General features: G+C 60.7%; 25 protein-coding genes. 15 read left to right on the top strand and 10 right to left on the bottom strand.

Annotated features, from left to right (window positions below; genetic code table 11):
* Positions 1–97 precede the first annotated feature (97 nt).
* The 3 genes from DWU98_RS03140 (at position 98) to DWU98_RS03130 (ending at position 4,904) form a co-directional block, all read left to right on the top strand.
* On the top strand, positions 98–1,333 hold the full coding sequence (locus DWU98_RS03140) for an MFS transporter (RefSeq protein WP_115493975.1): 1,236 nt from the start codon (positions 98–100) through the stop codon (positions 1,331–1,333).
* A gap of 140 nt (positions 1,334–1,473) precedes the next feature.
* Entirely contained in the window at positions 1,474–3,123 is a 1,650-nt protein-coding gene (locus tag DWU98_RS03135) for a methyl-accepting chemotaxis protein (RefSeq protein ID WP_115493974.1), read from the top strand.
* 5 nt (positions 3,124–3,128) lie between these two features.
* Positions 3,129–4,904 (top strand): GGDEF domain-containing protein, encoded by a 1,776-nt coding sequence (locus tag DWU98_RS03130; protein WP_115493973.1) that lies wholly within the window; start codon positions 3,129–3,131, stop codon positions 4,902–4,904.
* 38 nt (positions 4,905–4,942) lie between these two features.
* Here DWU98_RS03130 and DWU98_RS03125 read toward each other — a convergent pair whose 3' ends face one another.
* Both DWU98_RS03125 and DWU98_RS03120 read right to left on the bottom strand, forming a co-directional pair.
* On the bottom strand, positions 4,943–5,317 hold the full coding sequence (locus DWU98_RS03125) for a hypothetical protein (protein ID WP_115493972.1): 375 nt from the start codon (positions 5,315–5,317) through the stop codon (positions 4,943–4,945).
* Positions 5,318–5,445: 128 nt separating this feature from the next.
* Positions 5,446–5,829: a hypothetical protein gene (locus DWU98_RS03120; protein ID WP_115493971.1), complete on the bottom strand. Its 384-nt coding sequence runs from the start codon at positions 5,827–5,829 to the stop codon at positions 5,446–5,448.
* 107 nt (positions 5,830–5,936) lie between these two features.
* Here DWU98_RS03120 and DWU98_RS21855 point away from each other — a divergent pair, with 107 nt between their 5' ends.
* Complete coding sequence (locus tag DWU98_RS21855) at positions 5,937–6,104, top strand: hypothetical protein (RefSeq protein WP_158544933.1); 168 nt, start codon at positions 5,937–5,939, stop codon at positions 6,102–6,104.
* A gap of 46 nt (positions 6,105–6,150) precedes the next feature.
* Entirely contained in the window at positions 6,151–6,825 is a 675-nt protein-coding gene (locus DWU98_RS03115; RefSeq protein WP_158544932.1) for a restriction endonuclease, read from the top strand.
* Between the two features lie 39 nt (positions 6,826–6,864).
* Here DWU98_RS03115 and DWU98_RS03110 read toward each other — a convergent pair whose 3' ends face one another.
* Positions 6,865–7,590 (bottom strand): 2OG-Fe(II) oxygenase, encoded by a 726-nt coding sequence (locus tag DWU98_RS03110; RefSeq protein WP_115493969.1) that lies wholly within the window; start codon positions 7,588–7,590, stop codon positions 6,865–6,867.
* Positions 7,591–7,929: 339 nt separating this feature from the next.
* Between DWU98_RS03110 and DWU98_RS03105 the strand changes: the two genes are divergently transcribed.
* Entirely contained in the window at positions 7,930–9,105 is a 1,176-nt protein-coding gene (locus DWU98_RS03105) for a YXWGXW repeat-containing protein (RefSeq protein ID WP_115493968.1), read from the top strand.
* Positions 9,106–9,191: 86 nt separating this feature from the next.
* Here the strand turns inward: DWU98_RS03105 and DWU98_RS03100 are convergent, their stop codons facing one another.
* The 3 genes from DWU98_RS03100 to DWU98_RS03090 all read right to left on the bottom strand — a co-directional run bounded on the left by DWU98_RS03100 (position 9,192) and on the right by DWU98_RS03090 (position 12,137).
* Positions 9,192–10,454, bottom strand: coding sequence for an MFS transporter (locus DWU98_RS03100; RefSeq protein ID WP_115493967.1), 1,263 nt, complete (start codon positions 10,452–10,454; stop codon positions 9,192–9,194).
* Positions 10,455–10,520: 66 nt separating this feature from the next.
* Positions 10,521–11,774: an RNA polymerase sigma factor gene (locus DWU98_RS03095; RefSeq protein ID WP_230474635.1), complete on the bottom strand. Its 1,254-nt coding sequence runs from the start codon at positions 11,772–11,774 to the stop codon at positions 10,521–10,523.
* A 6-nt stretch (positions 11,775–11,780) separates the two neighbouring features.
* A complete protein-coding gene (locus DWU98_RS03090; protein ID WP_115494181.1) occupies positions 11,781–12,137 on the bottom strand; it encodes a YciI family protein in 357 nt (118 codons plus the stop codon).
* Positions 12,138–12,310: 173 nt separating this feature from the next.
* On the opposite strand from DWU98_RS03090, the gene DWU98_RS03085 reads away from it, so the two are divergent.
* Together DWU98_RS03085 and DWU98_RS03080 are read left to right on the top strand one after the other, a co-directional pair.
* Positions 12,311–12,769, top strand: a complete 459-nt coding sequence (locus DWU98_RS03085) for an SRPBCC family protein (protein WP_115493966.1) — start codon at positions 12,311–12,313, stop codon at positions 12,767–12,769.
* 34 nt (positions 12,770–12,803) lie between these two features.
* Positions 12,804–13,118: an ArsR/SmtB family transcription factor gene (locus DWU98_RS03080; protein ID WP_230474634.1), complete on the top strand. Its 315-nt coding sequence runs from the start codon at positions 12,804–12,806 to the stop codon at positions 13,116–13,118.
* On the opposite strand, the gene DWU98_RS03075 is transcribed toward DWU98_RS03080, so the two are convergent.
* Positions 13,063–13,836 (bottom strand): transposase, encoded by a 774-nt coding sequence (locus tag DWU98_RS03075; RefSeq protein WP_115494180.1) that lies wholly within the window; start codon positions 13,834–13,836, stop codon positions 13,063–13,065. The genes DWU98_RS03080 and DWU98_RS03075 overlap by 56 nt on opposite strands.
* 493 nt (positions 13,837–14,329) lie before the next feature.
* Between DWU98_RS03075 and DWU98_RS03070 the strand changes: the two genes are divergently transcribed.
* On the top strand, positions 14,330–15,709 hold the full coding sequence (locus DWU98_RS03070; protein WP_158544931.1) for a hypothetical protein: 1,380 nt from the start codon (positions 14,330–14,332) through the stop codon (positions 15,707–15,709).
* Between the two features lie 289 nt (positions 15,710–15,998).
* On the top strand, positions 15,999–17,111 hold the full coding sequence (locus tag DWU98_RS03060) for a calcium:cation antiporter (protein ID WP_115493962.1): 1,113 nt from the start codon (positions 15,999–16,001) through the stop codon (positions 17,109–17,111).
* 2 nt (positions 17,112–17,113) lie between these two features.
* Here DWU98_RS03060 and DWU98_RS03055 read toward each other — a convergent pair whose 3' ends face one another.
* Positions 17,114–17,599 carry a DUF3455 domain-containing protein gene (locus tag DWU98_RS03055; protein WP_115493961.1) on the bottom strand — a complete coding sequence of 162 codons (486 nt, stop codon included), beginning with the start codon at positions 17,597–17,599 and terminating at the stop codon, positions 17,114–17,116.
* Positions 17,600–17,927: 328 nt separating this feature from the next.
* Here DWU98_RS03055 and DWU98_RS03050 point away from each other — a divergent pair, with 328 nt between their 5' ends.
* From DWU98_RS03050 to DWU98_RS03040, 3 genes are all read left to right on the top strand, one after another.
* Entirely contained in the window at positions 17,928–18,290 is a 363-nt protein-coding gene (locus DWU98_RS03050) for a hypothetical protein (protein ID WP_147293187.1), read from the top strand.
* Positions 18,291–18,344: 54 nt separating this feature from the next.
* Positions 18,345–18,887: a Spy/CpxP family protein refolding chaperone gene (locus tag DWU98_RS03045; RefSeq protein ID WP_115493959.1), complete on the top strand. Its 543-nt coding sequence runs from the start codon at positions 18,345–18,347 to the stop codon at positions 18,885–18,887.
* Between the two features lie 89 nt (positions 18,888–18,976).
* Positions 18,977–19,720 (top strand): 2OG-Fe dioxygenase family protein, encoded by a 744-nt coding sequence (locus tag DWU98_RS03040; protein ID WP_196239455.1) that lies wholly within the window; start codon positions 18,977–18,979, stop codon positions 19,718–19,720.
* Positions 19,721–19,723: 3 nt separating this feature from the next.
* Here DWU98_RS03040 and DWU98_RS03035 read toward each other — a convergent pair whose 3' ends face one another.
* Both DWU98_RS03035 and DWU98_RS03030 read right to left on the bottom strand, forming a co-directional pair.
* On the bottom strand, positions 19,724–21,151 hold the full coding sequence (locus tag DWU98_RS03035; protein ID WP_115493958.1) for an alkaline phosphatase family protein: 1,428 nt from the start codon (positions 21,149–21,151) through the stop codon (positions 19,724–19,726).
* 113 nt (positions 21,152–21,264) lie between these two features.
* Positions 21,265–22,167, bottom strand: coding sequence for a LysR family transcriptional regulator (locus DWU98_RS03030; RefSeq protein WP_115493957.1), 903 nt, complete (start codon positions 22,165–22,167; stop codon positions 21,265–21,267).
* Positions 22,168–22,290: 123 nt separating this feature from the next.
* On the opposite strand from DWU98_RS03030, the gene DWU98_RS03025 reads away from it, so the two are divergent.
* Together DWU98_RS03025 and DWU98_RS03020 are read left to right on the top strand one after the other, a co-directional pair.
* Positions 22,291–23,055 carry an SDR family NAD(P)-dependent oxidoreductase gene (locus DWU98_RS03025; RefSeq protein WP_230474633.1) on the top strand — a complete coding sequence of 255 codons (765 nt, stop codon included), beginning with the start codon at positions 22,291–22,293 and terminating at the stop codon, positions 23,053–23,055.
* Positions 23,056–23,246: 191 nt separating this feature from the next.
* The gene (locus DWU98_RS03020) at positions 23,247–25,226 is read left to right on the top strand and encodes a ferritin-like domain-containing protein (protein WP_158544930.1); all 1,980 of its coding nucleotides are present in this window, start codon (positions 23,247–23,249) and stop codon (positions 25,224–25,226) included.
* Positions 25,227–25,242: the final 16 nt, after the last annotated feature.

The raw sequence follows: 25,242 nt of genomic DNA, 5'->3' as shown, positions 1-25,242 counted from the left end.
TTCGTGAACGTCCATCAGGTGCGGCGATGACGCGCCGCACCATAACACCGTATAATGGGAACACCATCCGGCTCTCCCCCGCCAGATCTCCTATTCCATGGCCGATGCCTCCCGCTCCATCGCGACCGAAGAAGGTCGCCAGTCCGGCGTGCTGCTGTCGATACTCAGCACTGTCGCGTTCACCTTCATCACCTACCTGACCATTGGCTTGTCGCTGGCCGTGTTGCCAACGTTTGTGGACGCCAATCTGGGCTTTGGCGCCTTGCTCGCGGGCCTGGCGATCAGCGTGCAGTACGTCGCAACGCTGCTCAGTCGCCCGCAAGCAGGGCGTATGGCTGATCACCAGGGCCCCAAGCACACGGTGATATCCGGCCTTGTGATGTGTGCGGCCAGCGGCGCGTTTCTGTTGATGGCGGCATGGACCGGTCACCGGGCATGGCTGAGCCTGGGCCTGATCTTCCTCGCGCGACTGGCGCTCGGCTGCGCGGAGAGCTGCGTGGGCACCGGCGCCATCACCTGGGGCATGGGCCAGGTCGGACATCGCCATACGGCGCGGGTCATCTCATGGAACGGCGTGGCGACTTACGGCGCACTGGCTGCCGGCGCGCCGCTGGGCGTGGTGATCAATCATCACTTTGGTTTCGCTTCCATCGGCATCGTCACGCTGTTGCTTGCGCTGTGCGCGCTTCCGCTGGCGCGGTTGAAGCGCGCCACCACGGTTGTTTCCGATGAACGCTCCCCGTTCCGCACCGTCGCCTCCCGCGTGGTGCCTTATGGCATAGGGCTCGCGCTCGGTTCGATCGGCTTTGGCTGCATTGCCACCTTCATCACCTTGTTCTATGCCTCACACGGCTGGCCGAACGCCGCACTTGCATTGACCGTATTTGGCACCGTCTTCGTGGGTGTGCGTTTCATCTTCGCGCGCAGCATTCCCGTGCTGGGTGGTTATCGCGTGGCGATGGCGTCGCTTTCCATCGAGGCCATCGGCCTGATCGTGTTGTGCCTGGCCAGCACCGCCACCATGGCGGGCATCGGCGCCGCCATTGCCGGCTTCGGTTTTTCACTGGTGTTCCCCGCACTGGGCGTAGAAGCCGTGCAGCGCGTACCGGCGCACAGCAGCGGTTCGGCGCTTGGCGTGTATTCCGTGTTCATGGATGTGGCCATGGCCCTTACCGGCCCGCTCGGTGGTTGGGTGGCCAGCGGCATGGGTTACAACGCGATCTATGGCTTCGCGGCGTTCGCCGCGGTGGCGGCGATTGTGCTCGCGGTGGTGTTGCATGCGCAGGCCATGCGAGAGAAAACGCAGCCTTGTGCGGCAACGGAAAGTGCGTAGGCGAACGGCAGTTGCCATTGTTCTCAGCAATCCGCAACATCTTTGTCAAATTATTGAAATACAACGATTTTTAGTTTCATCAACGCTCAAGTTGGAGGCCCTCTCGCCGAAAAGCAGGCATCCCCTTCCCCTGGTGCACCATGCTTGGCCTCCCGTTCGGCTTGTTCCGTATCACGCTCCGCCGCCTGCTTTTGCTTCGTCTCGCAGGCATCCTCCTCATACTTATCGCCATGGCGGTCCTATGCGCCCTGAGCCTGACCAAGGCGGACTGGCGGATTCAGTCCGTAGTTGGCGACACGCTGGCGCCGATTTCCGATGTCGGCCGCGTCCAGAGCGATTTCAATAACGATTTCCAGGCACTGTCCCATGCGGTGCTGATGCGCCTGCCCTCCGCCGCCGACGATGCAGCCACGGCGATCAAAAGCAACAAAGTGGACATCGACCGCTACTGGCAGCCGCTGAGCCACAGTGGGTTGGGCGTGCAGCAGAAGACGTTGCTTACGCTAGCGGCGCAACATCGCAAAGATGCCGAACAGGCCATGGACGACACGCTTGCGTTGCTGCAGGCCGGACAATTCGACATTGCACAATTGAAGCTCGCCACCGACGTGCAGCCGGCGCTGGTGCCACTGCAAAGCGATTTCACCAACTTGTTCGAAAATGCCTTGGCTGCCGGCAAGAACGAAGCACAAACCCAGCACACTGCCGACCGACAAGGCTTATTCGTGATGCTGGCCGCCTTCACCGGTGCGTTGCTGCTTGCCGCACTCAGTGATGGCGTTCTGATTCGAGCGCTCGGCGCACGACTTCGACTCGCTTGCGCAGTGGCCCAGCGTATCGCGCGCGGCGAACTAGGCCAAAAAGTCGAGTGGGGTCGTGATGATGAAATCGGCCAACTGTTGCGCGCGTTGGCCGCTATGGATAACCAGCTTGCCGATGTCGTGCGCCAAGTTCGCGCGGACGCCGCTCATGTTCGCGACGATGCGCAACGGCTGGAGCGGAACACACAGGCACTGAGCCAACGCACGCAATCCCAAGCCGCCAACCTGGAAGAGAGCTCCGCATCCATGGAACAGATTGCAGCGAGCATCGCCGAAGCAGCTGCTACGGCCAGTCAGGCAAATTGTGTAGCCGTAGCCTCGCGTCAGCTCGCCGAACAAGGGCACCGCATCGTTGGCGACACCGTGACAGCGATGGATGCCATCGAGCGCTCCGGCCAGCGCATCGCCGAGTTCGTCAGTCTGATCAATGAAGTAGCGTTCCAGACCAACCTGCTTGCGCTGAACGCTGCAGTGGAAGCGGCGCGCGCCGGCGAGCACGGCCGAGGTTTCGCCGTAGTAGCGGCGGAAGTGCGCCAGCTCGCGCAGCGTTGTTCGGCCGCGGCGCGTGAAGTGAAACGATCCATCGAGGAAAGCAGCGACGCCGTGCAAGATGGCCGCCGCTTCGCGCAACGCTCCGGTGAAGCCTTGACGAGCATCGTCGCAAGCGCTGCAGAAGTTTCGGAGAAAGTAGCTGTCATGGCGTCATCCAGTAACGAGCAGAAAACGGGGATCGATCAGGTGAACCTCGCGATCGCAAGCATGGATGCCTCCACTCAGGAGAATGCCTCTCTCGTCGAGCGCAACGCGAGCATGAGCCATGCCATGCACCGCAGCGCCGAGGCGTTGTTGCAGCAAATGGATTTCTTTCGCATCGAGGCATCCAGGCAAGCAGACACCACGCAAACCTTCCATGCCGATGCAATGCTCACCCATACACAAATAGCACCAGCGTGGGATAAGGCCGCCTGATTTCCATGGTTTTCTCACGCGACCACAGCCGCTTCCACTCACTGCTCGACCGTGCGCAGAACGGCCTTGCGGCGGTATTCCAGCCGCTGGTCCGGCTGGACACGATGGATGTGGTCGCACACGAAGGTTTGATCCGCGCCACCAAGCAACTTGGCAACATCAGCACGCCGGAGTTGCTTAACTTGGCACGCGCTGAAGGGCGCCTGGGCGAATTCGAACTCACTGCCGCACGCATCGTATGCAATGCGTTCGCGGCGCAGAACCCACGCGGGCGACTGCTGGTGAATCTCAGCGCACAAGCCTTCATGCAAGGATCGATCAAGCCCGACGAGCTGCTTGCCGCACTCGGCACCGGCGGCGTTGATCTAAGTCGCATCACGGTGGAACTGACAGAACGCGATATCGTCGAGGAACCCGCGCGCCTTGCCCATGCACTGGGTTATCTGCGCGCGCATGGCGTGCGTTTTGCGCTGGACGATTTCGGCAATGGCCATTCCAACTTCGAGATGTGGAACGAAATCCACCCCGAAGTGGTGAAGATCGATCGTTATCTCATTCATGGATTGGCCAAGAGTGCCGAGCGCATGGCCATTGTGCGCGCACTGTGCCAAGTGGCGGAAACGCTGGGTGCAGACCTGGTTGGCGAAGGTGTGGAGGACGCAGACGATCTGCACATGCTGCGTGAATTGGGTATTCCCTATGCGCAGGGTTTTCTGCTTGGTCACCCTTCACCGTGGACGGTCGATAAGATCGACGACACCGTGTGCACCGGACTGGACGCCACTGTCATCGCGGTACCCCCACACCCACGTGGACCGGTGACACAGCGACCGATGCATCTGGGACATCTGGTTATAGAAGCACCCGCACTCACCGCGCGCAACACCAACAGCGATGTCATCTCGATCTTCTTACAGTTAGCTGACTTGCACGCATTAGCCGTGGTGGAAGAAGGCAGACCCATCGGCCTGGTCAACCGACGCGTCTTCAGCGAGCGCATGGCGCAACCCTACACGCGCGAACTTTACGGACGAAAAAGCTGCACGACTTTTATGCACGAGGCACCGTTGCTGTGCGATGTGCGCCAATCGCTGGAAAGCATGGCCGATATTCTGCGCGGACAGGATCAGCGTTATCTCAGCGATGGTTTTGTAATCACCCGCGAAGGCCAATATCTGGGCCTGGGTACCGGCGAATCGCTGGTTAGGCGCGTTACCGAGTTACGTATCGAAGCGGCGCGCTACGCCAATCCACTGACGTTTCTGCCTGGCAACATTCCGGTCACCGAACATGTCGCGCGCCTGCTGCGCGCCGAGCTTCCCTTTAGCGTCGCTTACGTAGATCTGAACCACTTCAAACCATTCAACGATCAATATGGGTATTTCCGGGGCGATGAAATGATCCGGCTGCTGGCCGGCATTCTCACCGCGCAATCGAACCCTCGCAGCGATTTCGTCGGCCATATCGGCGGCGACGATTTTCTGCTGGTGCTGCAAAGTGATGATTGGGAGACGCGCTGTCGCCACATGGTAGAACTGTTCAACCAGCGCGCACGCGAATTGTTCAACGAGGAAGACATTGCACGGCATGGCATTGTCGGTGAGGACCGTCACGGCAACACGCAGTTCTTCCCGCTCACGACCGTGGCCATCGGCGCAGTGCGCGTGCTGCCGCCATTCCCCGGACATCCCGAAACACTGGCCACGTTGGCAGCACGGGCGAAGCGGCATGCCAAGCGGGCGCAAGTCGGTTTTTATCTGCTAGCGGGGGAGCCGGCGTAATCCATGCAAAGGGAGGGCGCTTCGCAGTGCCCCCTTTATCAACCCATGTGCAACCAGTGCACATAGACGCCGTTCTGCCTGTCCTCTTCGCGAAACCCTTCGCGACCTTCCGCCACCGTGGCCCACATCGTACGCATGCCGTCACCGTACAGGCGGTCTACGCGCACGTGCTCGCCCTGCGGGATCAGGAAGCGAGTTTCCAGCACCATCACGCGCTCGGCTTCCCACACCAGCGTAGCCTTGCGCGGCGTGCTGGCACCCCAGCCGATTTGTACGTGCACGTCTTGCGCGGGGAAGGCGCCGCGATTGTCGAGCTTCCACTCCTCGCTCTTGCGCAAGAGCGCCTGCAGACGGGGATCGCTCCAGTCGACCTGGTTGTTCGATACCTTGGACGTGGTCTTGAAGTGGCTCATACGGACCTTTTTGTTTTTTCTATTGAATCGTCCAGCCCCGCTTCGCACCCGCGAAACGGGCGCGCTTACCGGAAATACGGCGCCCTTGAGGGCAATTATCGACTGCCGAAATGATTTCTTTAGCGGGGTCAGGGCTGGTTGTTCGACACCTGCAACCAGTACACATGAATGCCCTTCTGGCGATCCCCCTCGCGGAAGCCCTCACGCCCTTCCACGACCACGCCCCACAGCGTGCGGATGCGATTACCCAGGTGCTTATCGACGCGCACCTGTTCACCTTGGGCAATCGGGAACGTGGTTTCCAGCACGAGGGCGTTATCCCGCTCCCATACCAGCGTCGCCGGCCGGCCGACGGAGCCGCTCCAGCCTAGATAGACGTGCACGTCTTGCGGCGAAAAACCGCTGCGATTGTCGATACTCCATTGCTCGCTTCGGCGCAGCAGAGAAACCAACTGCGGATCGTCCCAATTGACGCTGACGTTGCTGACGCCGCTATGCACATGGCGATTCATAAGAGATTCCCGTCCAAAGTTCTGCGCTTTGGTGTGGCATGCGTGATGTGAAAACACCGTAGAACGCGGATCACGGGCCATAGTGCTCGGCCCACCAGAAATCGGCCATGAACGCAGGCCAGGAGCCGATTATCCGCGAGCCTTCATCGCCCATTGACGCCAAAACATCGCTGCAACGCACAAAACAACCCCCGCAGAAACCGTTTTGCCGCAACAGAATAGCGCTGCGGCCCAATGCCGCGCTGCACGCTGATCTGGCGAAACGTCCGCGCTAAGGTCGATCCACGGTTCGTAAGCAACGTTCACAGCTCGGGGGAGTTGATGGCGAAGCACGGAACACATCGCATCGAACGGTTCGTTTTGGTGCATTGGCCCGCCGGCATATTGCTCGGCGCGAGCACTTACCTGGGCGTCTATTACGGGCGCGGTGCGCATAGCGCTGTTTACATGGTGCTCTACTGGATGGCCCTGATCGCTTGCGCGAGCTGCGCCGCTGCCACCTGCGTGGGACACCGCAAGCGCATGCGTCGCCTGGTCATTGGCGATGAGCTGGCGCAACTGCGTCACATGCATTGGCGCTCGTTCGAGGGACGCGTTGCCCAAGCATTTCGCTTTCGCGGTTATGCCGTAGAACACGTCACCCAGCTCGACGCCGATGAAGGCCTGGATCTGATTCTGCGCAAGCATGGCGTTACGACGCTGGTGCAATGCCGCCACTGGCAGCACCGCAATGTCGAAGTCAAAGACGTGCGCGAGATGCATAGCTTGATGAAACTGCATCACGCCTCTGCGGTAAAAATCGTCGCTTGCGGCGATTACACCGACGATGCCTGGCGGTTCGTGTCCGGCAAACCGTTCGAGCTGATCTATGGCGAAACACTGCTGGCGATGCTGAGCGATGCGCAATTGCCGATCGATGCTGGCGTGGTGCCGTTCCGCGCGCCCTCCTCGCCGCCACCGATGCACCACCGTCCGCGCACGGCGGCCCATCCTTGAAGATGCCCCGAAAACCGCGCGCCATGCGCGGTTTTTCTTTCACTTCGCGTCGTGAAAGATAATGCCCACGCTGTACCTGCGCCCCGCGCGGATACGGCTCACGCCGTGCCGCATCGTCACTCGATGAACGCCGCGCGCCCCCTGCATGGGGCGATCGTGCACGGCAAAGATCACGGCGTCGCCTTGTTGCAGCGGCACTACGTGCGCGCGCGATTGCATGCGTGGACGTTGCTCAGTCAACACGAACTCCCCGCCTTCAAAATCCTTTCCCGGTTGCGACAGCAGGATCGTCATCTGCAGTGGGAATACATGCTCGCCGTAAAGATCCTGATGCAGACAGTTGTAATCACCTTCGTCGTAGTGGAGCAGCAGGGGTGTAGGACGTCGCTGTCCCGCCGCATGGCATCGCTGAAGGTAGTGCGCATGGGTGTGTGGATAGCGCACCGCGATATCCATGGCCTGGTTCCAGCGATTGGCCATATCGGCCAGCGGTGCGTAGAACGCCGTGCGCAACGCTTGTACAACGGCCGGAAGTGGATAGGCAAAGTATTTGTACTCGCCCTGCCCGAATCCATGCCGAGCCATCACGACACGGCTTCTGAACAGGTGATCATCGGCGTACAGCGCAGCCAGCGAACGGCATGCATCAACGTCCAACAATCCGGGCAGCCGTGCCGCGCCGAATTGATCGAGATCATGGGCAAGAGTCGTCCAGTCGATGCTGGGCAATATTCCTTCGCAAGCGTTGTCATGGATGTGCTGCATAAGCCGGGAAACATTTCGACGAGGCCCATCACGCTACGTCGCTTACGCAGGCGACGCACTCCGTTTATTGCGCTGACGCGTCATGCACGCAACGGCTAAGCGCTTTTCACACACCCCCGCCATTACCGTCAGCCGTGCGAAAGCGTGAGGCCGCGGTTTTTCTTCGTCATCGACGATTTAATTTCCAGATTGAACAAGTGTGACAGGCGCTTGCATGTCAATGGAACGTTTATCCGCGCTTGTTCGCTTAATTGAAGGCGAATGACGTCGGCGTCCCTCAGTTTTTCATCGCATGGCATGCGCTAGCTTGCCCGCACGATCCGCTACCTGAGGAACACCATGAAACACCACGTCCTGATGCGAAAGGCCGCAACGCGCTGTTGCGCATGGACGCTGAGCGCGTCCTTGCTGTCAGCCGCAGGGTTTGCGTTTATGACTGCACCGGTGCAAGCGCAGGTTGACGTCGGTGTTTCGATCTCCGTCAATTCAGCACCACCACCGCTACCGATGTATGACCAACCGCCAATTCCAGGCGACGGCTATATGTGGGCGCCAGGTTATTGGGCCTGGGATGGCGCGGAATACTACTGGGTGCCTGGAACCTGGGTGCTCGCTCCCTACACGGGCGCGTTATGGACGCCGCCCTATTGGGGCTGGAGCAACGGCGTGTACATCTTCCATGAAGGCTACTGGGGTCCGCGAGTAGGGTTTTATGGCGGTATCAACTATGGCTATGGCTACACCGGTGATGGCTATGCGGGGGGCCACTGGGGAGCAGGCGGCTTCTATTACAACCGCTCGGTGAACAACATCAGCAACGTGCGCGTCACCAATGTTTATAACCGGACGGTGGTCAACAACGTAACGGTCAATCACGTGAGCTACAACGGCGGTACGGGTGGCGTTCGCGCACAACCCACCGCGCAGGAGTCGGCATACGCTCAGCAGCACCACACACCGCCCGTCGCGGCACAGCAACAACATATGCAGATGGCGCGCCAGAACCCGGCATTGCGCGCGACGGTCAATCACGGCGCCCCACCGATTGCCGCCACCGCAAGGCCCAGCGCGTTTACCGGCGCGGGCATCGTTGCCGCGCATGGCGCTTCGGCGCACCCAGGACTCGCACCCGGTGGCGCGGAGCATCCCGCGCCGACGCAACGGCCAGGCTTGCCTTCGTCGCATTTTGCACCGCATCCGAATGCCACAACGCCTCATGCTGCACCGCCGACGGCGACACATCCGATGAACCGGCCCGAAGGCGCAAGGGTTGCTCCACATGCGCCGCACGCGACCCCGACACCTTTGCATCATGAAGCGGCACCCACGCAGTACCATCCGACGCATGCCGCGCCAGCGCATCCTGTCGAACCACGTGCTGCCGAACCGCGTCCTGAAGCCCCACGTCCTGTCGCCCCGCATCTCACGCCGGGCGCTCACGCGGCGCCTGCGCATCCCGAGGCGAAGCCGCATCCCGCACCCAAACGCGAGGAACAACATCCCGGCGGCGGTTGAGGTTCGCAATAACGAAAAGCCCTGGCAGCGCACGCTCGCCAGGGCCATTTTTTCATGGTGCAGCTTTCGTGGGCGCAGCCAGTCGATTACATCGCTTCGCGCGGCTTGGCCCATAGCGCCAGCATCGTCAGCACAGCTGCCGCCGAGAGGTAATACCCCACATAAGCCAACCCGTAGGTCTTGGCCAGCCAGGTGGCAAGATACGGCGCCAGCGATGCGCCAAAGATCCCGGCCAAGTTGAACGCAAGCGACGCGCCCGTGTACCGCACCGCGGTGGGAAACATTTGGGCCAGCACCGTGCCCAGCGGGCCATAGGTGATACCGACGATGCACATGCCCACCACCATGAACAACATGCCGCTGTGCGCAAACAACGGCGCATAAGCGATGCCGAAAACAAAGATCAACACCGTGGCGACGATCATCGTGAAATGTCCGCCGCGCTTGTCCGCCAACCACGCCGAAGCGGGAATCAGCAACGCGAAGAACAACACGCCAACCATCTGCATGATCAAAAATGTTTCACGCGAGTAGTTCAATTTGGATGTGGCCCAACTCAGCGCGAACACAGTCATCAGATAGAAGATGACGAACGTCGCCAGCGCCGCGAAGGTGCCTGCAATCAGCGCGCGCGTATGCTGAGCGAACACGTTGAACATGGGCACCTTTACCCGTTCGTGCTTGGCCATGGCGCGCGCGAACGCCGGCGTTTCCGTAAGCCGCAGGCGCATCCACAGACCGATCAACACGAGCGCGGAACTCGCCAGGAACGGCACGCGCCATCCCCATGCAAAGAACGCGGCATCGCCCACCTTTTCTGTCAGCCACAGGAACAGGCTTGTTGCAGCGAGAAATCCCAACGGCGCACCGAGCTGCGGAAACATGCCGTACCAGGCGCGCTTGCCTGGCGGTGCGTTTTCGATCGCCAGCAACACCGCGCCTCCCCACTCACCGCCAAGGCCAAGACCTTGTCCCAAGCGGCACAGTGCCAGCAGCACCGGGGCGATCAGGCCGATCTGGTGATAAGTCGGCAGCAGGCCGATCACCACGGTGGAAATACCCATGGTGAGCAAGGCCGCCACCAGGGTCGCCTTGCGCCCGATGCGGTCGCCGAAGTGTCCGAACAATGCCGAGCCGATCGGCCGTGCGACAAAGGCCAATGCGAACGTTGCGAACGATTGCAGCGTTGCCGTAGCCGAATCGCTCGCGGGAAAAAACAACTTGGGAAACACCAGCACCGCCGCCGTGGCGTAAATATAGAAATCGAAAAACTCGATAGTGGTGCCGATCAGGCTGGCGAACAGAACCCGACTTGGCGAATGGGTCGGTGCGGCTACGGCATCACGCATAGACAGGCTACTTGAGGGGACGGGAGCCTCGATTCTGCCAGACAAGGGCGTATGCGTGCAGTCGGATCATTCCGCAAGCATGCTGCGTTGTCGCCGCTGCAAAAAGCGTCTCACCGCCGGGTCGCACGCAAGGCCTATCGCCATGTCATAGGCATGCAATGCTTCACGCCTATTGCCGGCACGCGCAAACAGCGACGCACGCGCCGCCCAATACGGTTGATAGTCCGCCAGTCGCTTGTCATCGGCCAGCGCCTGGAAGACGGCGATGGCCGCTGCGGGCCCTTCAAGCTCGGCCATCGCCAAGGCGCGATTGAGCGCGACCACGGGAGAACCGGTCAATGCATAGAGCGCATCGTAAAGCTGCACTTCCGGCGCGTAATCCGTACGCCCGCTACGGCGACGTTCGACGTGGGCCGATTGCAGCGCCGCTTCCAGTTGATAGCGGCCGATGCGGCCGAATGTGCACGCATGTCGCAACACGACTTCGGCCTGGTCGATCATGGTCGCATCCCACAAGTGCGTATCCTGCTCGGCCAGCGGCACATACTCGCCTTGTTGGTTGCGGCGCGCACGGCAGCGTGCCTGGGCATACAGCATGCCGGCAAGCAGCCCTAGCGTTTCCGGTTCCTGTGGCAGCAGTTCCGCCAACAGGCGCGCAAGGAAAATCGCCTCCTCGACCAGGTCGCGCCGGAGCAGGTCGGCGTCATCCATGTCGCTCCAGCCTAGCGAGTACGCGGCGTAGATGGCATCAAGCACGCCTTGCAATCGCTCGCTCCAGATGTCGCGCTCGGGGATGGTGAATGGAATACCCGCTTCGCGAATTTTCTGTTTCGCCCGGCCCAGCCGTTTGCACATGGCATCGGGTGAGACCAGAAAGGCCGATGCAATGGTTTTCGCATCCACGCCGAGCACGGTCTGCAGCATCAAGGGCGCGCGAATGGCCACCTCGATGGCCGGATGCGTGCATGCGAACAGCAACGCCAGTCGCCGATCGGGAATCGCCTCATCGTCGCCCGCTTCCCAGCATTCGGCCTCTGCGTCGGCCATTACTTTCAACTGATCGGCGACTGCTTCGCCGGTACGACGGCGACGTGTGCCATCAATCGCTTTGCGACGCGCCACCGTCATCAGCCATGCTTCGGGATTGTCCGGGCAGCCGTGCACCGACCAGTCTGCCAGCGCGGCGGCAAACGCTTCCGACAACGCATCCTCGGCTGCCGACACGTCACGCATGTCGGCAGCAAGGTACGCCAGCAGTTTGCCGTAGCTGCGACGCGCTACCGCGCTTATCGCCGCCTGTGTAGAGGCATCGTCACGCACGACGTGCTACTGCTCGGGGTAGGCCCATATCGGTCGCACCTCGATCGTGCCATGGCCCGCACCCGGACAGCGCGCGGCCCAGCCGAGCGCCGCGTCGAGGTCGGGGGCTTCGATCAGGTAATAGCCGCCGAGCTGCTCCTTGGAATCGACATACGGGCCGTCCAGCACCTGCGACTTGCCATCGACCAGCCGCACGGTGGTGGCGGTGCCCGTGTCTTGCAGTCGATTGACACCCACCAGGGCGCCAGCCTCTTTCAAGGCCTGCGTATAGGCGCGATAGGCCGCCACGCCCTGTTCCTGTTCCACACTGGACAAGCGCTGCCAGGCGGTCTCGTCTGAAAAGAGCATCAGCAGGTATTGCATCGGAATTCTCCTCGGTTCATGGCGGGCGATGGTGCCGCCTACCTTGATGACGCACGAACCCTCGCCCATCGGACATTCACCGGCGAGCATACCCAGTCCACTGCATGAAAAAACGCAATCAAATGGTTGCATGAAGGGCAGCACCGACCTAATATGCAACCAGGAGGTTGCCCATGAATAGCACTGATCGCATTGAACGACAGATCCACATCAAAGCCCCACGCTCGAAAGTGTGGCGCACCTTGGCAGATGCCGAAACCTTCGGCGACTGGTTTGGCGTGGCCTTGAAAGGAAAGCGTTTCGTCGCCGGCGAGCCGTGCGAGGGACCCATCACCTACCCCGGCTACGAGCACATTACGTGGAAAGTGGTGGTGGATCGTGTCGAACCCGAACACCTGTTGTCATTCCGCTGGCATCCGTATGCGATCGATCCCAACACAGACTATTCGCACGAGCCCACCACGCTGGTGACATTCGAACTGGAAGAGACGTCCGATGGCACCTTGCTGCGTCTGGTGGAATCGGGTTTCGATAAGATTCCCGCCCACCGCCGCGCGGAAGCGCTCCGCATGAACAGTGGCGGCTGGGATGCACAGATGACGAACATCGACACCTATGTTGCCTCGCACTAGCCCATCCGCACGCAATGCAGGTGCGAAATTCCCTGTGCTGCGAAAAGCCGTACCGGTTTTCGCAGCACTCGGCGATGAGACGCGCCTGCGCCTGATCGCATTGCTTTGCGCGGGCGGCGCCTTGTCCATTACGCAGCTTACGATCGGCACCGATATCACGCGGCAAGCCGTGACCAAGCATCTGCAGGTACTGGCCGATGCCGGATTAGTGCGCGATGTGCGGCAAGGGCGCGAACGCTTGTGGGAATTTGAACCTTCACGCCTGGACGAAGCGCGCCGTTCGCTGGATACGATCACCGAACAATGGGATCAGGCGCTACTGCGGTTGAAGGCATCGCTGGAAGCGTGACACCGCACTCGGCATCGCCGTGCTGCACCAATTCGACACCTCTACGCGGGCGATGCGCAGGCCGCGCCCCGGCATACCGGCCCACCACGGATGTCACCCACGCCTGGAACGCTGGCGACCCGAGCGCGCGCTGCTGCTGGATGTACATGCGGATATCCCGCATCACGCGCGGCTCGATATCCGCAGCGAACAATTGGCGATAGGCCCGCATGCGTTCCTCAGTGGAACGTCCCAGCGCTACATACCGTGCATGCGGCATGACAATCGCATCATCGATGCCAAGCCCATTGCAACCATAGCTTGACCATGGATAGCCGGAAGACTCGCCCGCTTTTCCGGCGCGCACCGGATTCAACTCGATATACCGCTGACAGGTCAGCAGATAATCCGCATCAACCAGGCAGGATTTGTAGCGTCCGTCCCACAACGCACCCATACGCTGGTATTTGGCATTGAAATAAGCGACATAGTTGCGACTGATCGCCTGCATCACGTTTCCCAGCGTACCAACGCGCGATGGCGTCACCAGTAGATGCACGTGATTTTCCATCAATACATAGGCATGCACGGCGCACTCCCAGCGCTGGGTGGCGTGCAATAAATGAGTGAGATAGCAACTGTAGTCGGCCGGCGCAAAAAAACATGCGCCGCCATGATGGCCGCGCTGAATCACATGCTGGGACACACACGCAAGATCGAACCGCGGAAACCGTGCCATGGCGTCTGCCTCCATGCGACGATGGTGATGCGGTCATAAACGATGCCGCTTGCTAATTCGAGACCGAACCACGCCCAACGTCGCGCAGTGTTCCGAATCTGCTGAGTGAAATCGACTTACCGGCGGTTCCGCCCGTACCCCATGGAACCCGCTATCACGAGACTTGCGCAAGGAAGCCTATCGCACATTTGGGCAAAATGTGTAACGAAAAATCAGGCGTCGTTCTCATATTAAAACGGGGATCGGTCAAGAAATAACGGGGACAGGTTGCGGATGCGCCAAAACGCTGAAAACCCGTATGCACCCCGCACATTTCTTTTGAACAATTATTTTCCATCAACGCTGATATCACTCCCAAACGTTATCGAACGTGATAGCGCTTCGACCTCTCTACACGAACGCAAAAGCCTCGCGCGATATGTGACAGCCCACGTGTCGACGTGTTGTGCGCCGCTCGATGGGCATCTTTCGTTGTCTAACAAGGGAGAGTGTTATGGACGATCGTGTCTTACCGCAAAAATCGCACCGCTCGGCCAAACCTAAACTAGCGCCCAGGCCGGGCGAACTGGATACCACTTTTGGCACCGACGGTTATCTCTATTTGGAGGAACCGGGAAACGCTGGCTACTATCCGCCGCTGTACGCATGCGCAACCGATATAAATAGCCAGATTTACGTGGTAATGGAAAACACCCCTTTTGATTGGGTGATCACGCGTTTAAACCGCGACGGGGAAGTCGACACGACGTTCGGCAACATGGACGGACACAAAGGGTACACAAGGTTGCCGAATCTCGATGATCCCCACTTCGCTTGCGCATGGTTTCGCATTGTTATTACCGGTGATGACAGTGTCATAGTGCTGGGAATACACCAGGCTTGGGAATACCCCGTTGCGTGCCGCGTGATGCGTGATGGCACAGTGGACCCTTCGTTCGGGAACTCGTCCGCGAATAAGGGCATTGGCTACTACCCGTTGCCATCGCCACCCTCTGGGCGTAGCGCGAAAGGATTCATGTCACATCCCAGTTCCGGCAAAAACGGGGCGCGTCACACGCAAGCGGCTCTGTCTGCCGACCCCATGCAAACATCAGTGTTGGCCGACGGCAGCTTGCTCTTTCTAGCCAGAATCCACGATTCGTCTTATCTGTTCAAGATCGATCGCCAAGGTCGTCTGGACCCTGCGTTCGCAGGTACCGGCTATGTGCTGGTGGGCGATTTCCTGCAACCGATATACACGTTTCAGGTGGAGAACACGCACAACGGCCATATCGTTGTTGCGGGCCAGCACGGTCCGAGCACAGGCATCGTGCGACGCTACGAGCCACGGGGTTACCTGGATGTCACCTTCGGTATCGGTGGAGGTGTGGAAATAACCGATCCGGCATGGAGTTGCACATGCCGCGACGTACGTACCACGGTCGATGGAAGGTTCATTGTTTTGGTAGCACTGTTTGGCGCAGGATTCCCCCTCCCCCATCAGGCGACCGGCCTCGTGGCACTGGATAGAAACGGAAGACGCGACCCCACCTTCAATGGCGGAAACCTGGCGGTTGTGGATCTGATGCAAGAGAGGTTCATCAGCACGGAATTGGCGGTCGATAGCGGCTCAAGAAGCTTGGTTGGCGGTAACGCACTGCGTCTTGAGGGCATCTCGTTACTGTTCTCCCCAATGATCGCGCGGTTCATGGGTAACGGCAGGCTGGACCCCTCCTTCGGGGACAATGGCATAAGCCGCGCAATAGGCGCCGACGACGGGACGGACCGGCTCAGTCACATTGCCGTTCAATATGATGAAGTCAGCACAATTCCACCCAGAGTGCTTGTCATGGTATCGGCGGAAATCAACTATCTCGCTCGGCTCTGGGCGTAAGCCGGCATGGCGGATGCATTGACCGGAGCTATTCCCAGCTTACTGGTGGCATGCATGTGAACGTCGCCCCGACTTGACCCGTTTCGCTGTTGAAATAGGTCTTGTCGGGGCGATGAAAAACATACGGGGCGAACCGCCAAACGGCCCGTGACGACTCGACTTCTTCGGCGTCGCACGACTCATCCATGGGCTGACCATGCGTCGTGAGCGCCCATGCCATCCTATTTGGCGCCCGTTGAATAAACCCCGTTATGATCTCCCTCCACGCAAGGAATGGACGAGGGTGATCATGCATAAGGCAATGGCCGCGGCACGGTCGTGTATCGGTTGGCTGACCGTGGCGCTATTCCTCCTGTCTGGGCCGCGCTGGCTGGAAGGCCTGCATAATCCGCTGCTGGCAGCGGTGCTGTTCGCCTGGTTGTTCATCGTCATTGTGTGGGTTGCCTTCGGCGTGGTGCACGAAGCGGAAATGCTGGCGGACATGCTGGGGGAACCGCTGGGCACGCTGGTGCTTACGCTATCGATCGTGGTGATCGAGGTCGTGTTGATTTCGGCCGTGATGCTGAGTTCGAACGGTAACGCTACGCTGGCACGCGACACCATGTATGCGGTATTGATGATCGTGCTCAACGGTGTGGTCGGGCTTGGCTTGCTGCTGGGTGGTTTCCGTCATCACGAGCAGGCGTACAACCTCAAAGGTGCGTCAGCGTATCTGTCGGTGATCATTCCGCTCACGATACTTGCGCTGATATTGCCTGACTTTACGACGTCTACCCCAGATGGTTCGCTCGCGCCGCCACAGGCGATCGCCTTTTCGCTGCTCACCATTGCGCTTTACGGGATTTTCCTCTGGTTGCAGACAGGCCGTCACCGCGGCTATTTCATCGCGGACGATGCGACACCGGCGGAGCCGAACGAAGTGCATCATCGCCCGCAACCCATCGACAAACGCAAACTGCTGCTGCATTTTGCGCTGCTGCTGGTGAACATCCTGCCCATCGTGATTCTTTCCAAGAGCATGGCAAAGATTCTCGACTATGGCATCGCAGCCACCGGCGCACCGGTGGCGCTTGGCGGCATCATCATCGCCCTGCTCGTGTTCGCGCCCGAAGGCATTTCCGCACTGATCGCCGCGCGCGCGGACAAGCTCACGCGCGCCATCAACCTGTGCCTGGGTGCGGTGACCTCCACCCTCGGGCTCACCGTGCCAGCCGTGCTTGCGATAAGCCTCTACACCGGGCACGCGGTGCTGCTTGGTTTGCCATCGTCAGGCATCGTGATGCTGGGCGCGACATTGGTATTGAGCTCGATCACGTTCTCCAACTCACGTACTACCATGCTGGAAGGTGCGGTGCATCTTTCGTTGTTCGTGGTGTTTATCGTGCTGGTGTTCAGCCCGTAAGTTCAGCCGCGAAAGAACGAATACACCGCGCTGTATGGCACGCGAATCTCCGCGCCCGCATGCTTTGCATCGCAACCGCTGGATGGCGCAAGGCCGCCTTCGGTGCGCGTACGCACGATGTACTGCACGCTCGTCATCACGCCCCTGCCCGAATGCGATGTAGCGCGCAGCACCAGCCACGCCACCGCGCCTGCGTCGGGTGACGGGGACGCATTCATCGACTCGCCCACCACTACGCTGCCATCGCTGGCCTGCCAGCTCGGCCCGGCGAAGTGTTTGCCGATGCGGTGGCCTTCGGCGTCACTCAGCGTGGCGTCCGGCGCCTTCAGCGACCACGCATAGTTGCCGCTGGATACTTTGCAGGCGTAGATCTGCACACCCTTGCCGAAGGCCTCGATCGCCTGAGGCCGCGAGGGTTGTTGTTGTGCGTGAACGGATCCGGCCAAAGCAGCCAGCGCGAAGAAAGCGTACGAAAGCGGTCGTTGCATGATGTTCTCCTTAGATTGAGAGCCGCTGTCACTGGCCCTGCTGTCACTGGCCTTGGATAAGCGGAAACCGCCGATCGCATCGACGCATTTGCCTTGCCTTCAGCTTCCGCCTCCTGCACATAGCATAAGCGCCTTTTGTTTTAGCTTTGCGTCACAAGATCGGCACGGCCTTGAATAAACCTGCACGGGATTTGTCATACACTCGGGCCTTAAGCAGTCCCTCGTGACGTGCCAGTACGACCGGTCATGGCGGATTTGTCCATCCTGCAGGCATTCGAAGCTGGCCCGATGCATGCGACCCACGCTGCACAGTGAGGAGGGTATGTTGATGACTCGCGCCTCTCGCGTTCCATTGCACCGGCAACTGGCCATGGCGATATTGGCCCTCGGAATGGTGGCTCCATCTCTACCGGCACAGGCCCAATACTATCGCCCCGGTTATCACCGGCCGCCGCCTCCGCACTACCGGCCTGCACCGCGTCGCGGTGGCGATGGTGGTGGCGCGCTCATTGCCGGCGCCCTGCTCGGTGTGGTCGCCGGTGCGGTGATCGCCAATTCCGCCGCCAATGCGGCCGCGCCGCCACCCGGCGCCGTGGTCTACACGCAGGCCCCGCCGCCCCCGCCACCACCCGGGGTGGTCTATTACGACAACGGCGCTCCGCCGCCTCCGCCCCCGCCGCCCGGCTACTGATGCCGGGCCTTCAGGCTGTCGTCGATCCGCACTCATGCATTGGAGTTTCCCGACATGAAAAACGCCTTTCGCAAGACCGCCGTACCGTTCGTGCTCTCCCTCGCCTTGGTGGCAGGCACCGCAGTTGCACAGAGCACTGCGCCTGCTTCGCCATCGTCCTCATCCAGCATGTCGTCCGCAGGAAAAACCCACGCGCAGCGTCGCGCCGATCGCGTGGAGGAGCAAATCAATGATCTGCACGAGAAACTGCAGATTACCGACGCGCAATCCAAACAGTGGAACGCCTACGCCGACGTGATGCGCGACAACGCACGCAAAGCATCCGATGCATTCCGGCAACGCGCACAAAAAATGTCCACGATGAGTGCGGACGAAGTGATGAAGTCCTACGCGCAGCTGGCGCAGATGCATGCCGATGACATGCAGCGGCTCTCCGCCGCCTTCAGCGATCTGTATTCGGCACTCTCGCCCGAGCAACGGCAGAGCGCCGACGCACTGTTCCAGAACAAGGCAGCGACAGCGCATCACGGCGCTGCGCACAAGAAGATGACCAGACCGGCCAGCGCTTCGTCAGCGGCATCGACACCCAGCACCTGATCGCCCGTGCTTGATCCCGGAGGCCAGCGGCATGCCCGCTGGCCTCTTTATTTTTCGGGCCATTGAATGGCCGGCTGTATAATGTCCTGATGCAAAACGAGCTCGATGCTAACCGTTCCATGCTGTTCGACGCCCTACGTCGTGACGGTTTCGCCTTCGTTACGGCAGACGTCATGCAGCCGCTGTTGCAGTCTTGCGGTGACTTGTCGGACTGGAAAGCATTTGCCGATAGCTGGAGCATGCTCGGCCCCGATCCGTATCTGGCCGCCACCGGACGCTTGCGTCGCCGCCGCCATGCCACCTACCGCGCGACGCCGCACGGGGATGTCCAGGCCGCGCCGCATCAGCCGCATTATCAGGCGCTGCGGTACAACACGTTGCAGGGTGATATCGAGCGCTGGTTCGAGCCGATCGATGCGGCCATCGCCAGCGGAACAAGCCTGCGAACCATCCTTGCGTTCTGTAACACGTTCTTCAGCTCGCTCGCGCCGGAGGTGCCGCAGTGGCATGTGGAAGTGCATCAGTTCCGCATCGAAGCCAGCATCGATGCAGCGGGCGAGCCAACGCCCGAAGGCAGCCATCGCGATGGCGTGGACTTCGTGCTGGTGCTGCTGATCGACCGGCACAACATTGCCAGCGGCACCACCACCATTCACACGCCGGGTGGAACACCACTCGGCGATTTCACGCTCACGCATCCGTTCGATGCGGCGTTGCTGCACGACCCGCGTGTTTTTCACGGCGTGACGGCGGTAACGCCACTGGTGCCCGGCGAGCCCGCGCACCGGGACGTCTTAGTGGTGACGTTTCGTGCAAATGCCGCTGGCGCCTAGCCGTCAGCGACGACTCGCCTTCCAGGCAGCCAGTCGTTCTTTGATGTAACGGTCGTAGTCGTAACCGGTTTCCAATTTGGGCGGCGAACGATGCGTGCCTTGCGCCGCATCGGGCACGGGCAGGCGCGAAACGAGGTCCGCATACACCTCCTGCAGGTGCGATGGCTTGTTGGCAGAAGGATTCGCACCGCTCGACGTTGGCACTGTCACACCTGCCAGCGGATCGTCGGTGCGTGGCGTAGCGAGGCTGAGCACTGCGCTCACGTCGGGGGCCGCCGCATCGCGCGCGGTGAGTGCGGGCACGTTCCAGCGCAACTGCACGGTCTTCAAGATCGACGTGTGATCGAAAGGCGTTGCGCCTGCTGTGCGAAATACGGTACCGGGCGGAATCAACGGCGATATCAGCAGCGTGGGAACGCGCGGACCGAAGCGTTTGAAATCGAAACCGTACTCGCCCGCTGAGTTGTCCGGCGGCACGGCATTGGTCGGCGGCGGCACGTGGTCGTAGCAGCCACCGTGTTCGTCGTAAGTGATGATCAACAGTGTCTGGCTCCAGGACGGACTGTTGCGCAGCGCGTAGTACACGTCATGGATGAATTGCTCGCCCAACGCAACATCGTAATTGGGGTGCTGACTGTTTCCCTTCGAACCCCAGCTCGGCTCGAGGAAGGTGTACGAAGGCAGGCTGCCGTTCGCCGCATCTGCCTGGAAATCGGCGAATTCGCCGAAATACGTATCGGCCAGATTGGTGATGTCGGTAAACGTCTGGCGCGTGAGTGGCTCGGCGTCGTAGCCGTAGATTTTCCAGCTAATGTTTTGGTTGCTGAGCGAGCTATAGATGGTTGGCGCGGTGAACGTCTTGGTCTTGTCGTCCATGTGCCCCTGCGACGTGGCGGCATGCAGGAAAGCGCGATTAGGCAAGGTTTCCGTGGGTGCCGAACCATACCAGTGATCGCACACCGCAAAGCCGCGCGCCAACGCGGACAGCACCGGCAATGTCTGCGGTGTGTGCATGCCCATGATGTCGTTGGCAACCGTACCGGCAACGATCGAATCGTTTTCTTTCGTTTCCCAACCCAGCGTATAGGCAAAATTACTCACGAAGCCCTGGTTGGCCGCCACCGGCGGCGTAGGCGCCGTATTGCTGGCGAACAATTGCGAGTTGGTGGCCGTGTAGCCCTCGCCAGGATCGGCGCCCGGCATGAAATACGTGCTGGTGGTCCCGGCCTGGATTTGAAATACGCTGACCGGCGCGCCACTGCTGCCCGGGTTTGATTCTTTGCCGGTCAAGCCTTCATAGGCCTGCCCTGCCGGGGAAACATTGTCCGCGTCGGCATACAGAAACCCGAGCATGTGATCGAACGAGCGATTCTCCAGCATCAGCACAACGATGTGGTTGATCGCGGACAACGCGTTGCCGGAAGTTGCCATGGCGTGCCGCCTCGTGCGTGAAGGAAATGTCGATGCGCGCACCACTGTTGTGCGAGCGCGATCCGCACTTTAGTCAATGGCGATGACAGTTTTCCACACCACCGAACAATGATTCATGCATGATCCAGATACGGCACGAGTACGCTCGTCAGCCATGCCATGAATACCTGCACGCGCGCCGAAATATTGCGTCGTTGCGCATAAAGCAACGAAACCGGCATCGGTTCGGCGTGGTATTGCGGCAGCACTTCCACCAGTTGCCCGGCCTTGATCAAGTGCAACACGCCAGCCCTCGGCGATTGAACGATGCCAAGGCCCGCCAGGCATCCGCTTTCGTACGCTTCGATGCTGTTGACGGTCAGCACGCCTTGCATGGTTACGTAACGGCAGGCCGAACCATCCATGTATTCAAACCCCGGAGGGCGCTGGCCGAGCGTAGAGACGTAATGGATCAAATGATGATGCGCGAGGTCTTCCAGTGTTTGCGGCACGCCATGTTGCTGCAGATAGGCAGGGCTGGCGCAATTGGCGATGCGGTAGTGCCCCAATGACCGCACGATCAGGCTTGAATCGGTGAGCGTGCCCACGCGCACCACGCAATCAAAACCCTCGGCAACCACATCCACGCGTCGATCCGTGCAACTGAGTTCCACCTGGATGTGCGGATGCTCGCGCAAAAAGTGCGGCAACTGCGCCAGGACGCGCCGGGCGACGCCGCTGTTCATGTCCACGCGCAAGCGGCCGCTCAGCGTTTGCGGTGCTTGCTGGAACATGCTGCCCAGCTCGTCCAGGTCCGCCAGCACATCCTTGCAGCGTTCGTAGTAACGCTGGCCGTCTTGCGTCAATTGCACTTTGCGTGTGGTTCGATGCAACAGTTGCGTACCCAGTTGCGCTTCCAGTTGCTGCACGGCGGTGGACGCGCTGGCCTTGGGCAGTCCCAGGCTGTCGGCGGCCTTGGTGAAACTGGTCAATTCCGCCACCCGCACGAAGGTGTGCATGGCTTCGATCCGGTTCATGCATGGCCTCGCAATTGTTCGAAAATTACGAACACAGCACTCATGATCGAACGATTTATGCGTCAAGTACAGATCAATATGCTGAGCGCCGTTGGTTCCCCTTCCTCTTCCAAGGAGACTCCCATGAGCACGACTTCCCCCATCGCCTTGATCACCGGCGGCAGCCGCGGACTGGGCCGCAGCATGGCGCTGAAGCTGGCTGAACACGGCACCGACGTGGTGTTGACCTATCGCTCAAACCAGGCGGAAGCCGAAGCGGCGGTGACGGCGATCACCCAGCTTGGCCGCCGCGCGGTCGCCCTGCCGCTGGACGTGGGCAAGGCCTCGACCTTTTCCACCTTCGCCGAGCAGCTCCGCGCCGCGCTCACGTCGCAATGGCAACGCGAGCAGTTCGATAACCTGGTGAACAACGCGGGCATCGGCGTCCATGCCAGCTTCGCCGAAACCACCGAAGCGCAGTTCGACGAACTGGTGAACGTCCATTTCAAAGGCACCTTTTTTCTCACGCAAACCTTGCTGCCGCTGATTGCCGACGGCGGTCGCATCCTGAACGTTTCCAGCGGACTGGCGCGCTTCGCCCTGCCCGGCTACTCGGCGTACGCATCGATGAAGGGTGCGATTGAAGTATTGACGCGTTATCTGGCCAAGGAACTTGGTGCGCGACGCATTGCCGTCAACACCTTGGCTCCGGGTGCGATCGAAACGGATTTCGGCGGTGGCGTGGTGCGTGACAACGCCGATGTCAATGCCTTCGTCGCCGCGCAGACAGCGTTGGGCCGTGTCGGCCTGCCTGATGACATTGGTGGTGCAGTAGCGATGCTGCTGGCCAAGGACAGTGGCTGGATCAATGCGCAACGTATTGAGGTATCGGGCGGGATGTTTGTGTGAGACATCGGCGGACGTCACTGCGCCCCGACCTTCGTCGGGGCGAGCAGTGATGAAAGATCGTCGCCAGCAAACATACGCTTACCGAACCCTCGCCCCGGCGAACGCGGGGGCTGGTGACGTTCACACGCAGACGCATGTCACCCCAATCGGTGTACCTTTCCCCTTCTGAGCATCCAGAGAGGGAAGCAGCCGTGGTCAGCTACAGTCCTCAGCATTCGGTTCCCAGCCGCGAACAGGCATTGCACGCGCTTTACGAAGCGGCAGAGCTGGAGCACTGCCTGATGTGCACGTATCTCTATGCGGCGTTCTCGCTGAAAACCTCGGTGGACGAAGGCTTGACCGCAGCGCAGGTCGAAATCGTAACGCGCTGGAAGCGCAGCATCCTGCAAGTGGCGATGGAAGAAATGGGCCACTTGATGTCGGTGTGGAACATCACCGTAGCGCTCGGTGGCGCACCGCGTGTAGGACGCGTGAATTTTCCGCTCGATCCGGGCTATTTACCGGCCGGTGTGGTGGTAAAACTCGCGCCATTCAACATGGCGACCTTGCAGCATTTCATCTATCTGGAGCGCCCTGCCGATTCCACCGAACCCGATGGCGAGGGCTTCGAGCCCGAGCGCCATTTCGTGCGCGGTGTGGGCGCACCACGCATCACGCCGATGGGCCTGGATTACGACACCGTCGGCGCGTTCTACCAGACGCTGGCCAATGGTCTGCGTCGCCTGGCGGAAATGCACGGCGAACAAGGCGCCATGTGTGGCAATCCCGCACTGCAATTGTCGAGCGAGGACGTGTCGCTGCCCGGCGCAAAGCGGGTGATCTGCCTGAAGACCGCACTGGCCGCGTTCGAAGCCATCATCACGCAAGGCGAAGGCGCGCAACACAACGCGGAGAATTCGCATTACCAGCGATTCTCGGCGATACGCACCGAATATCAGACGGTGCTCGCGGCGGATCCAACGTTCCGGCCTGCCTTTCCCGCAGCCACCAATCCCGTATTGCGCCGACCGCCACGGCCTGAAGGCCGCGTATGGTTGGAAGATCCCGATGCCATCGCCACGGTCGATCTAGCCAACAGCGCGTATGGGTTGATGCAACGCCTGTTGGCTTACACGTATTCGGTGCCGGCAAACGATCCGGACAAAATGCTCTCGCTCGATCTGGCCATCGGCCTGATGCGTGCCTTGACGCCGCTGGCCGAACGCGCGGCGCGATTGCCGGCCGGGCCGTCCAATCCAGAATGCCACGCGGGAGTGACGTTCATTACCTTGCGCGATCCGTCGCCCTTGCCGCCGGGCGCAAGCGCGCATCGCTTTTTCCGCGAACGCTTTCAGCAACTGGTGGAGGCGGCTGAACGCTTGTGCGTGTCGGGCGACCCGCGCACGGTGGTTGCCGCGTCGATTCTTTCCAAACTCTCGCAGAATGCCGAACAGGGCTTCGATCTTTCCACGCCGTGGCCGGGCACGTCGGCAAAGCCCGTTGCGCTGACGGTTGTGGCAACGCCCACTACGCCCGCGTCCGTGCAGGACGGCATCGAAACAGTGGAAGGCGAGAAGCTGACCCTGCTCTACGAAGCCAGGCGCTGCATCCACGCGCGCTTTTGCGTCACCGGCGCGCCCGATGTTTTTCTCGCCAATGTGCAGGGGCCATGGCTGTATCCGGATGCCATGGACGTGGAGCGATTGGTCGACATCGCACACGCGTGTCCGTCCGGCGCCATCCAATATCGTCGTCGTGATGGGCGTCCAGATGAGCCACCGCCACCGGTGAACCTCGCCGCCATGCGCGAGGCCGGGCCCTACGCATTTCGCGGCGATTTGCGCCTCAATGGCACGTCGATCGGGTTCCGCGCCACGCTGTGTCGTTGCGGCGCTTCGAAGAACAAGCCGTTCTGCGACGGCTCGCATCACGATGCGGGATTCACCGCCAGCGGCGAGCCGCCGACCGGCCCCTCCACCGAGGCACTGGCCGTACGCGACGGCCCGCTGCAGATCGATCCACAACGAGATGGACCGCTGCGCGTGCGCGGCAATCTCGAACTCATCAGCGGTACCGGCCGGATGGTGGCGCGCGTCACCAGCGCTTACTTGTGTCGTTGCGGCCAAAGCCAGAACAAGCCGTTTTGCGATGGCAGCCACGCCAAGGTGGGTTTCACTGCGGACGGTGCCTGATCACCGAGCCCCGGTC

The organism is Dyella monticola (assembly GCF_003363155.1).
GTDB classification, from domain to species: Bacteria; Pseudomonadota; Gammaproteobacteria; order Xanthomonadales; family Rhodanobacteraceae; genus Dyella_B; species Dyella_B monticola.
The sequence above is the reverse complement of the archived record's forward strand: the minus strand, read 5'-3'. Positions and strand labels throughout refer to the sequence as shown.

Bases quoted from the DNA above. Each gene is read 5' to 3' on its own strand.
- DWU98_RS03140 (WP_115493975.1), top strand. From the start codon at position 98: ATGGCCGATGCCTCCCGCTCCATCGCGACCGAAGAAGGTCGCCAGTCC.
- DWU98_RS03135 (WP_115493974.1), top strand. From the start codon at position 1,474: ATGCTTGGCCTCCCGTTCGGCTTGTTCCGTATCACGCTCCGCCGCCTG.
- DWU98_RS03130 (WP_115493973.1), top strand. From the start codon at position 3,129: ATGGTTTTCTCACGCGACCACAGCCGCTTCCACTCACTGCTCGACCGT.
- DWU98_RS03125 (WP_115493972.1), bottom strand. From the start codon at position 5,317: ATGAGCCACTTCAAGACCACGTCCAAGGTATCGAACAACCAGGTCGAC.
- DWU98_RS03120 (WP_115493971.1), bottom strand. From the start codon at position 5,829: ATGAATCGCCATGTGCATAGCGGCGTCAGCAACGTCAGCGTCAATTGG.
- DWU98_RS21855 (WP_158544933.1), top strand. From the start codon at position 5,937: ATGAACGCAGGCCAGGAGCCGATTATCCGCGAGCCTTCATCGCCCATT.
- DWU98_RS03115 (WP_158544932.1), top strand. From the start codon at position 6,151: ATGGCGAAGCACGGAACACATCGCATCGAACGGTTCGTTTTGGTGCAT.
- DWU98_RS03110 (WP_115493969.1), bottom strand. From the start codon at position 7,590: ATGCAGCACATCCATGACAACGCTTGCGAAGGAATATTGCCCAGCATC.
- DWU98_RS03105 (WP_115493968.1), top strand. From the start codon at position 7,930: ATGAAACACCACGTCCTGATGCGAAAGGCCGCAACGCGCTGTTGCGCA.
- DWU98_RS03100 (WP_115493967.1), bottom strand. From the start codon at position 10,454: ATGCGTGATGCCGTAGCCGCACCGACCCATTCGCCAAGTCGGGTTCTG.
- DWU98_RS03090 (WP_115494181.1), bottom strand. From the start codon at position 12,137: ATGCAATACCTGCTGATGCTCTTTTCAGACGAGACCGCCTGGCAGCGC.
- DWU98_RS03085 (WP_115493966.1), top strand. From the start codon at position 12,311: ATGAATAGCACTGATCGCATTGAACGACAGATCCACATCAAAGCCCCA.
- DWU98_RS03075 (WP_115494180.1), bottom strand. From the start codon at position 13,836: ATGGCACGGTTTCCGCGGTTCGATCTTGCGTGTGTGTCCCAGCATGTG.
- DWU98_RS03070 (WP_158544931.1), top strand. From the start codon at position 14,330: ATGGACGATCGTGTCTTACCGCAAAAATCGCACCGCTCGGCCAAACCT.
- DWU98_RS03060 (WP_115493962.1), top strand. From the start codon at position 15,999: ATGCATAAGGCAATGGCCGCGGCACGGTCGTGTATCGGTTGGCTGACC.
- DWU98_RS03055 (WP_115493961.1), bottom strand. From the start codon at position 17,599: ATGCAACGACCGCTTTCGTACGCTTTCTTCGCGCTGGCTGCTTTGGCC.
- DWU98_RS03050 (WP_147293187.1), top strand. From the start codon at position 17,928: ATGACTCGCGCCTCTCGCGTTCCATTGCACCGGCAACTGGCCATGGCG.
- DWU98_RS03045 (WP_115493959.1), top strand. From the start codon at position 18,345: ATGAAAAACGCCTTTCGCAAGACCGCCGTACCGTTCGTGCTCTCCCTC.
- DWU98_RS03040 (WP_196239455.1), top strand. From the start codon at position 18,977: ATGCAAAACGAGCTCGATGCTAACCGTTCCATGCTGTTCGACGCCCTA.
- DWU98_RS03035 (WP_115493958.1), bottom strand. From the start codon at position 21,151: ATGGCAACTTCCGGCAACGCGTTGTCCGCGATCAACCACATCGTTGTG.
- DWU98_RS03030 (WP_115493957.1), bottom strand. From the start codon at position 22,167: ATGAACCGGATCGAAGCCATGCACACCTTCGTGCGGGTGGCGGAATTG.
- DWU98_RS03025 (WP_230474633.1), top strand. From the start codon at position 22,291: ATGAGCACGACTTCCCCCATCGCCTTGATCACCGGCGGCAGCCGCGGA.